Genomic DNA, 7785 nt, shown 5'->3' on the forward strand with positions numbered 1-7785 from the left:
ATCTGGCCCCAAATATCCCGGGGGAGGTTCGGAGGGGGCAGAGCCCCCTCCGTCGGTCCGACCGGCAACAGCCGGTCCGATCCCATTCACCCATGCATCCCCAGACCATTGGCAATCTTCCAAATCCGCCAGTGGTCGTGCGGCATATGGCTCTGCACCAGTCCAAAGGGTCGGAACGCGTCATGCACTGCGTTCGAGAACGCGGGCACACCGCCGACATTCGGGCTTTCCCCCACACCCTTTGCGCCAATCGGATGGTGCGGGGACGGGGTCACCGTATGGTCGGTGGTATAGTTCGGCGTCTCCCACGCGGTCGGCAGGAAGAAATCCATCAGCGTACCGGTCTTCACATTGCCCATATCATCATAGGCAATCTCCTGACCCATCGCGATGGCCAACGCCTCGGTCACACCGCCATGGACCTGACCCTCGATGATCATCGGGTTGATCCGGGTGCCGCAGTCATCCAAAGCGTAGAACTGCCGGACCTCCCATTCACCAGTATCCACGTCAATCTCCATGACACAGATATAGGCCCCGAACGGATAAGTCATATTGGGCGGGTCATAGTAACTGACGGCCTCCAGACCCGGCTCCAACCCGGGAATGGCCTGATTATAGGCGGCGAATGCGATTTCCTTCATGGTCTTGAACCGCTCAGGCGCGCCTTTGACAGCGAAGCGATCCACGTCCCATTCGACATCGTTGTCGTGCACCTCCAGCAGATAGGCCGCGATCATCTGGGCTTTTGCCCGAATTTTGCGGGCCGCCATTGCTGTGGCCGCGCCAGCGACCGGAGTAGACCGGGACCCATAAGTCCCAAGCCCGTAAGGTGCGGTATCCGTGTCACCCTCTTCCAGCGTGATGTCATCGGCGGGCAGGCCGATTTCACTGGCGATGATCTGGGCAAAGGTTGTGGCATGGCCCTGGCCTTGGCTGATCGTTCCAAGCCGCGCAATCGCTGATCCGGTCGGATGAATGCGAATCTCGCAGCTGTCGAACATCCCCAGCCCGAGGATATCGCAGTTCTTCACCGGTCCGGCCCCGACGATTTCCGTGAAATGTGTCAGACCAATGCCCAGCAGCTTGCGCGTTTTTCCTTCCTTGAAATCCGCAATCCGCTGTGCCTGTTCCGCCCGCAGACCCTCATAGTTCACAGCCTTCAGCGCTTTGTCCCAGGCCGTGTGATAATCGCCCGAGTCATATTCCCAGCCCAGCGCGGATTGATAGGGGAACTGATCTGCCTTGATGAAGTTGATCCGACGCAACTCGGCCGCGTCCATGTTCAGCTTGATGGCCAGAACCTCGATCATGCGTTCGATGAAATAGGCAGCTTCGGTCACGCGGAAGGAACAGCGATAGGCCACACCGCCCGGCGCCTTGTTGGTATAGACACCATCCACTGCCAGATAGGCAGTCGGGATGTCATAAGACCCGGTGCAGATATTCATGAACCCGGCAGGGAATTTGGTCGGGTCGGCACACGCGTCGAAACCGCCGTGATCCGCCGTGGTATGACACCACAATCCAGTGATCTTTCCATCTTTGGTGGCGGCAATCTTCCCCTGCATCCAGTAGTCACGGGCAAAGGCAGTGGACATCAGGTTTTCCATCCGGTCCTCGACCCATTTCACCGGTTTGCCGGTAACTATCGAGGCCACCACCGAGCACACATAGCCTGCGTAGGCCCCCACCTTGTTGCCAAACCCACCACCGATATCGGGGCTGATCACGCGGATATTGTGCTCGGCCAGCCCCGAAATCAGCGACACTACTGTCCGGATTGCATGAGGGGCCTGGAACGTTCCGTAGAGCGTCAGCTTGCCGGTCACCTTGTCCATCGACGCCACGCAACCGCAGGTCTCAAGCGGGCACGGATGGGTGCGGTGGTAATAGATCATCTCTTCGGCGACCACGTCTGCCTCGGCCAGCACAGCTTCGGTCGCGTCCTTGTCGCCCTGTTCCCACGTGAAGATGTGGTTGTGATGCTTACGCGGCCCATGTGCGCCTTCGGTCTGACCTTCCAGATCTTCGCGGAGCACCACGTCCGACTTCAACGATTCGAACGGGTCCGTGATAACTGGAAGCTCTTCGTATTCGACCTCGACCAGTTCAACGGCATCCGCCGCGACATAGCGGTCTTCGGCCACGACATAGGCAACTTCCTGGCCCTGGAACAGCACCTTGCCATCGGCAAGCACCATCTGCTTGTCACCGGCCAGTGTCGGCATCCAATGCAAACCCAAAGGCGACAGGTCTTCGGCGGTCAAAACGGCGATCACGCCGGGCAGTGCCAAGGCCGCCTCTTTGTTCACGCTGACGACGCGGGCATGAGCGTAAGGAGATCGCACAAAATCACCAAACAGCATCCCGTCCAGCTTGATGTCATCGACGTAATTACCCTTGCCCTGGGTGAAACGCACGTCCTCGACGCGCTTTCGGGCGCAGCCCATACCTTTGAGGTTGGCTGCGCGTTCTTCGGGGGTCAGAGTCTGGTCGTTCATTCCGCGGCCTCCTTCTGTGCATGGAGCAAGTCAGCCGAAGCCGAGATCGCCTTGACGATATTCTGGTATCCTGTGCAGCGGCATAGGTTTCCGGCCATACCGAAACGGATTTCCTCCTCGGTCGGGTTCGGATTCTCCAGCAACAGACGATGCGCCCGGGTGATCATGCCCGGCGTGCAGAACCCACATTGCAGCCCGTGATGTTCACGAAACATTTCCTGCAACACTCCAAGGCTGCTATCATCATTGGTCAGGCCTTCAACGGTTGTGATCTCAGCACCGTTTACCTGCGCTACAAAGGCGGTGCAGGATTTGACCGACTTGCCGTCGATATCCACGGTGCAGGCACCGCAATGGCTGGTTTCACAACCGATATGTGGACCGGTGATTTTCAGGTCTTCCCGCAGGAAGTGGATCAGCAGCGTACGTGGCTCGGCCAGACCTTCTACCTGCTTGCCGTTTACGGTCAGTTTGACATGCATTTTAGACATTGGTTCCCTCCCCCTCAGCCCGCGCGGCTTTGAGCATGGTCGATGGCGCGGCGCAGCACCACGGCGGCCACGTGTTTCTTGAATTCGACGGGGCCGCGGTTGTCAGCGACCGGATCGATCGCGTCTAGCATTGCGGCAACGCACCCTTCGACATCGCCACCGGCCAGCGCCGTGCTGGCCTCATCCGACCAGATGGGCGTGTCGGCCAGATTGGTCATCGCAACAGAGGCATGACCGTTGCCAACCATCACAGCCGCGGCGGCGGTCGCATAATCCCCTATCTTGCGCTTTTGCTTTTGATAGGCCTGCCCCACGCCCGTACCCGGTACAGGGATCGAAATCCGGGTCAGGATTTCTTCATCTTCGCGGGCGGTAAAATACGCGGCCTCATAAAAATCACGCGCGGCAACTGTCCGCTTCCCGTCCGGGCCGGACAACTCGAACGAGGCGTTCAAGCATTGCATCAGACCCGGCATGTCATTGCCCGGGTCACCATTGGCCACATTGCCACCGACAGTACCCATGTACCGCACTTGCGGATCCGCAATCTGAAGAGCCGCCTCGCGGATCAGCGGAATGGCATCGGCCAGATCCCCATGGGTGATCAGCTCGTGCTGCGTGACCATCGCACCCAAAGTAACGGTGTCAGGCCCGACCTCAATCCCCTTAAGCTCTTCGATGGCCTGAAGATCGACCAGATGACCCATCTCGGCCATGCGAAGCTTCATCATCGGGATCAGGCTATGCCCGCCCGCGATCACGCGCGCCTCGTCCCCGTATTCCTGTAGAATGCCGATGGCCGAGGCAATGTCGCCTGGCCGGTGATACTCAAAGCCGGCTGGTATCATGTTTTTCCTCCCTGGGTCCGGGCGATATGCCTTGGGGGACCTGAGGTAAGGAAAGAACGGCGGATTTAACTGATCCAGTTAAGGAAAACGGAGCGCGCGGCTTGTTTCACGAAATGCGAAAGAACTGCACGAGTTGCGCCTACAATCCCAGTGCTTCGCGAATATCCGTCAGGCGGGACCGGCTGACCGGCACCTTGCTCAGCGCGTCAACGCCATCGAAATAGCAGGTGCCATTGTCCTTGTGACGTTCAAAGCGCGAGACGTGTTTCGGGTTCACCAGATAGCTACGATGCGCCCGCAGGAAGCCTTCGGGCAAAAGTCGCGTTTCCGCATCCGTGATCGACCAGGGGCAGAACAGTTTCTCTGCATCCATATAGAGAACCGTATAATGCCCCTCGGCCCGAATGGCGGCGATCCGCGCGGGATGCGCAAAAAAAGTCTGGCCTTCGCGCTCATACGGAACACCAGCGCGCATTGGGGCGGGTTCCGACACAGGTCCCGAGGCAGGTGCAGCCACGGGCTTTGGTTCTATGAACGTGATACCGGTCAATAGGAAAGCGCCACAGATCAGGAAAACGGATACCGTCACCCCCATTGCCAAAACCTGATTATCCAGCGCTGGACCCGCCCCGCCGAGGCTGTCGCTCGCGACGAAATCAGTCAGGCCCGTGGCAACAAAATGCATTGTGAACACCGCCAGTCCGAAACAAACCGTGCCAAGCAGGATGTTCCGTTGTGTCCGGTTGCCATAAGCCACCCAAATTGCAGCCACCGACAAGATTACTGATGCCAGTGCTGACAGAGCAACATCGAAAATGTCATAGACAGGGCGGCAAAGCTGCATACCAGCCATCCCGACAAAGTGCATCGCGACGATGCCCAGCCCGACAATCACACCAGATCCGATCATCGTCTGAACCGAGCGAGGCCGGAAATGCAGCAGCAGCAACGCCAGCCCGACCATCAGGATCGCGACCAGTGCCGACATCAGAGTGATCAGGGCATCATAGTAAAACAGAATTGGCAGTTGCAGCCCCAGCATCGCCACGAAATGCATCGACCAGATGCCGCCGCCCAGAATGACAGCGGCCAATGCCACCACGAACTTGCGCCGCTGGCTATCCAGCCTTGACGCGCCGTGCGTCAGGTACAGACCCGTGAACCCGGCCATGAGCGCCACGGCAAGCGAAGCCACCACCAACCAAGTGTTGTGAGAGTAGTCCAGCATTTGGATTTGAACGCCCTCCCCGACGCGAGGATGACGTTAGCAAACCGAATTGATTGCGACAATTCACAGTTAGCAACAGCAGGGCTCAGACCTGTTTCTGAGCCTCTGCGTCGTCCGCCAGCTCTACAGCATCCACTGAGACTTCAACCACATCATCGTCTTCCGCAGGCTCGACTGTTTCGGGTTCTTCGGTCTGGCTCTCAAGTGCACCGACGATCAGGGGCAGCATGTGAACCCCGGTCGCTGTTGCAATCTCGGGTGTCTGTGGCGTTTGCCAACTGAGCGTATCGAAGCTGTGGCAGTTCTGACAAACAGGTCCCCATTCGGGTTGAATGTCATGACAGTTGTCGCACACCCATTGCGGGCCGCGCGGCGCGTTCAGTGCCTTGGCAAGCCAACCTTGGACAACGGCGTCGGTGGCACCCTCGCCGCGTTCAATGGCGGCCATCAATGTATAGGCGCGCGCGTCACCCCGTTTTTCCACGACATCACCCAGGGCACGGCGGGCTTCGGGGAAGTCTTCGGCCACAATGTTCAGTTCGGCCAGGATTAGACGGGTTTCCAGATTTTCGGGATGGGTGCGGGTCAGCGCCGTAAAACGCCTGACCCGTTGTTCCGGGGTTTCATCCGGCGCGATCTCGGCAAAGGCATGGGCCAGATCCGGATGTGGACGAACTTCCCACGCTTTTTTCAGGATTTTGGTCGCTGCCCGGGACTTGCCCTTGGCGATATACGCTCGGGCCGCCATGGCGGCGGCAGGCACCAGGTCGGGCGACAGGCGATTGGCTTCGATCGCGCGCTCCTGTTGCTCGACAGTCGCGCCTTCATCCAGGATTCCCTTGGCTTCGGACAGCGCCAGAACCGCATCGCGACGTTTGAATACGTCGCGCGGCAGATACCCGGCTTTCAACTTGGAAGTCAGCGTCGACCGGGCACCAGCCCAATCCTGCGCCTTGGTCTGCAATTTCAGCAGTACGTCCTGTGTCTCTTCGTGGCGCGGTTTGATGGCCAGCGCCTTTTCGGCCAGCTTGCGGGCGGTTTCATCATCTCCCTCGGCCAGCTTTTGTTTCATGATACCGCGCACACCGACAAACCGGGTCGCACTGTTTGTCACCAGTTTCTTGTAGGTGTCCGAAGCTTTCTTGGTGTCACCCGTCATCTCGGCAGCTTGGGCCACCAGAAGATCCGTCAGTTCCGGCTTGTTCAACAGCTTTTCGGCTTTACTGGCCTTGGTCATGGCAATGCGCCCCTCGCCCGAGGCCAAAGCCATCAACCCATCGGCCAGCGCCTGATAGCCGCGCTGTTCCCGGCTGCGGTCGAAATACCGCGACAGGGCGGTTTCGTCGCCGTTGAGGAATTTGAGCGTCGCAACCAACAGACTAAGCAGTTTGAAGAACAGCCAGACCGCAAATACCAGAACACCCAGCGCAATCACCGACTGAAGCGGCCCAAGGGTGAATTCCGTGCTCGCGACGGTGATCTGCACCCCACCGCTGGTTTGCATCAGGAAGTGACCGCCCAGCGCCAGCAGGCCGATAATCGCAACAAAAACGAGGATCTTAAACAATGACCACAGCATGGCAGGTCCTTCAGTTCGAGTTCAGGTTGGAAGCCAGCGTATTCACGGCGTCAATGGCGGAGGCTCGTGTCCCGGCCGCCTGCTCCCAATCGGCCATCGCAGCCTGCGCCACTTCGGGAAGTGATTTCAGTTCATTCAACGCTCTGGTCAGGTCGCCATTCGCAAGCTCAGCCTGCGCACGCGACAGAACAGCGTCTGGACCATCACCTTGCTGAGGCGTGACGGAACGGGCACCCGTTTGACGTTGCAGGAAGGCGACCAAACCCGTTCCTTTGTCGGCCTCGCGCGCCTCGGCCAATGCATTTCGCGCCGCAGGCTCGAACGACGCCCGTAGCGCGGTCAGAGTTTCCACGCCTTTTTCCGACGGGCCGGACAGGGCGTCCGGTACATTCACACCGCCTGCCTTCAGTTCAGCAACCAATTCCGAAAAAGGCTGGCCGGTGTCCAGCTGTCCACGCAGACGCGCCAGAATGGCAGCATTCATTGCAGCTTGTGCATCTGCCGAGGCTTTCGCTTCGAGAGCCTGAGCGTCCGAAACCATTTTTTCGACTTCAGCCCGTTGCGCCGCCAGCGAGTCCTGAAGTTTCTTCAGTTCCGCCTCAAACGCGGCGGTTGCCTCGGGCGAGGCAGTGGAGGCGATCGGGGCTTTTTCCAGCGCAGCGACCCGGTCCGTCAATGGCGCGACCTGACCGGACAGCGCATCAACCGAGGATTTTACCGTGCCGAGGTCGCTCTCAACCGGTGTCATCTTGTCCGACAACGTTTTGACCTGATCTGCCAGTCCAGACACATCAGGGCTGTTTGCAAGCGCCTGTGACAGCTTGGCGATCTGGTCCGACTGTTCTGTTAGCTTTGCTTCCAGCTCTTCCAGCGCTCCCGAGTTGTCCGGGCCGGTTGGCAACAGCCCTCCATTGCCCAGCGCGAAACCTGCAACGGCGGCCAGCGCCCCACCCAACAGGGCCGGAACGAAACCGCCGCGTTTTTCAACTACGCGTTCGACGGTCTTTTCAGCGACCGGGGCTTCGGCTTCGGCTTCGGCTTCGGCTTCGGCTTCGGCTTCGGCTTCGGCTTCGGCTTCGGCTTCGGCTTCGGCTTCGGCTTCGGCTTCGGCTTCGGCTTCGGCTTCGGCTTCGGC

At 59.2% G+C, this 7785-nt stretch carries 6 protein-coding genes; all 6 read right to left on the bottom strand.

The window, feature by feature from the left end; genetic code table 11:
• Positions 1-86 precede the first annotated feature (86 nt).
• The gene (locus ACR0BK_RS14380; RefSeq protein WP_267365528.1) at positions 87-2504 is read right to left on the bottom strand and encodes an aerobic carbon-monoxide dehydrogenase large subunit; all 2418 of its coding nucleotides are present in this window, start codon (positions 2502-2504) and stop codon (positions 87-89) included.
• The gene (locus ACR0BK_RS14385) at positions 2501-2995 is read right to left on the bottom strand and encodes a (2Fe-2S)-binding protein (RefSeq protein WP_480555155.1); all 495 of its coding nucleotides are present in this window, start codon (positions 2993-2995) and stop codon (positions 2501-2503) included. Before ACR0BK_RS14385 ends, ACR0BK_RS14380 begins: the two co-directional genes overlap by 4 nt.
• A gap of 14 nt (positions 2996-3009) precedes the next feature.
• Complete coding sequence (locus tag ACR0BK_RS14390) at positions 3010-3843, bottom strand: FAD binding domain-containing protein (RefSeq protein ID WP_480555156.1); 834 nt, start codon at positions 3841-3843, stop codon at positions 3010-3012.
• Between the two features lie 139 nt (positions 3844-3982).
• Complete coding sequence (locus ACR0BK_RS14395) at positions 3983-5071, bottom strand: MHYT domain-containing protein (RefSeq protein ID WP_480519522.1); 1089 nt, start codon at positions 5069-5071, stop codon at positions 3983-3985.
• Between the two features lie 85 nt (positions 5072-5156).
• Positions 5157-6650 carry a heme biosynthesis HemY N-terminal domain-containing protein gene (locus ACR0BK_RS14400; RefSeq protein ID WP_480555157.1) on the bottom strand — a complete coding sequence of 498 codons (1494 nt, stop codon included), beginning with the start codon at positions 6648-6650 and terminating at the stop codon, positions 5157-5159.
• 10 nt (positions 6651-6660) lie between these two features.
• A partial coding sequence (locus tag ACR0BK_RS14405; protein ID WP_480555158.1) for a COG4223 family protein occupies positions 6661-7785 on the bottom strand: 1125 nt, incomplete at its 5' end.

This window comes from Ruegeria sp. AF1 (genome assembly GCF_056542125.1).

Bases quoted from the DNA above. Each gene is read 5' to 3' on its own strand.
- ACR0BK_RS14380 (WP_267365528.1), bottom strand. From the start codon at position 2,504: ATGAACGACCAGACTCTGACCCCCGAAGAACGCGCAGCCAACCTCAAA.
- ACR0BK_RS14385 (WP_480555155.1), bottom strand. From the start codon at position 2,995: ATGTCTAAAATGCATGTCAAACTGACCGTAAACGGCAAGCAGGTAGAA.
- ACR0BK_RS14390 (WP_480555156.1), bottom strand. From the start codon at position 3,843: ATGATACCAGCCGGCTTTGAGTATCACCGGCCAGGCGACATTGCCTCG.
- ACR0BK_RS14395 (WP_480519522.1), bottom strand. From the start codon at position 5,071: ATGCTGGACTACTCTCACAACACTTGGTTGGTGGTGGCTTCGCTTGCC.
- ACR0BK_RS14400 (WP_480555157.1), bottom strand. From the start codon at position 6,650: ATGCTGTGGTCATTGTTTAAGATCCTCGTTTTTGTTGCGATTATCGGC.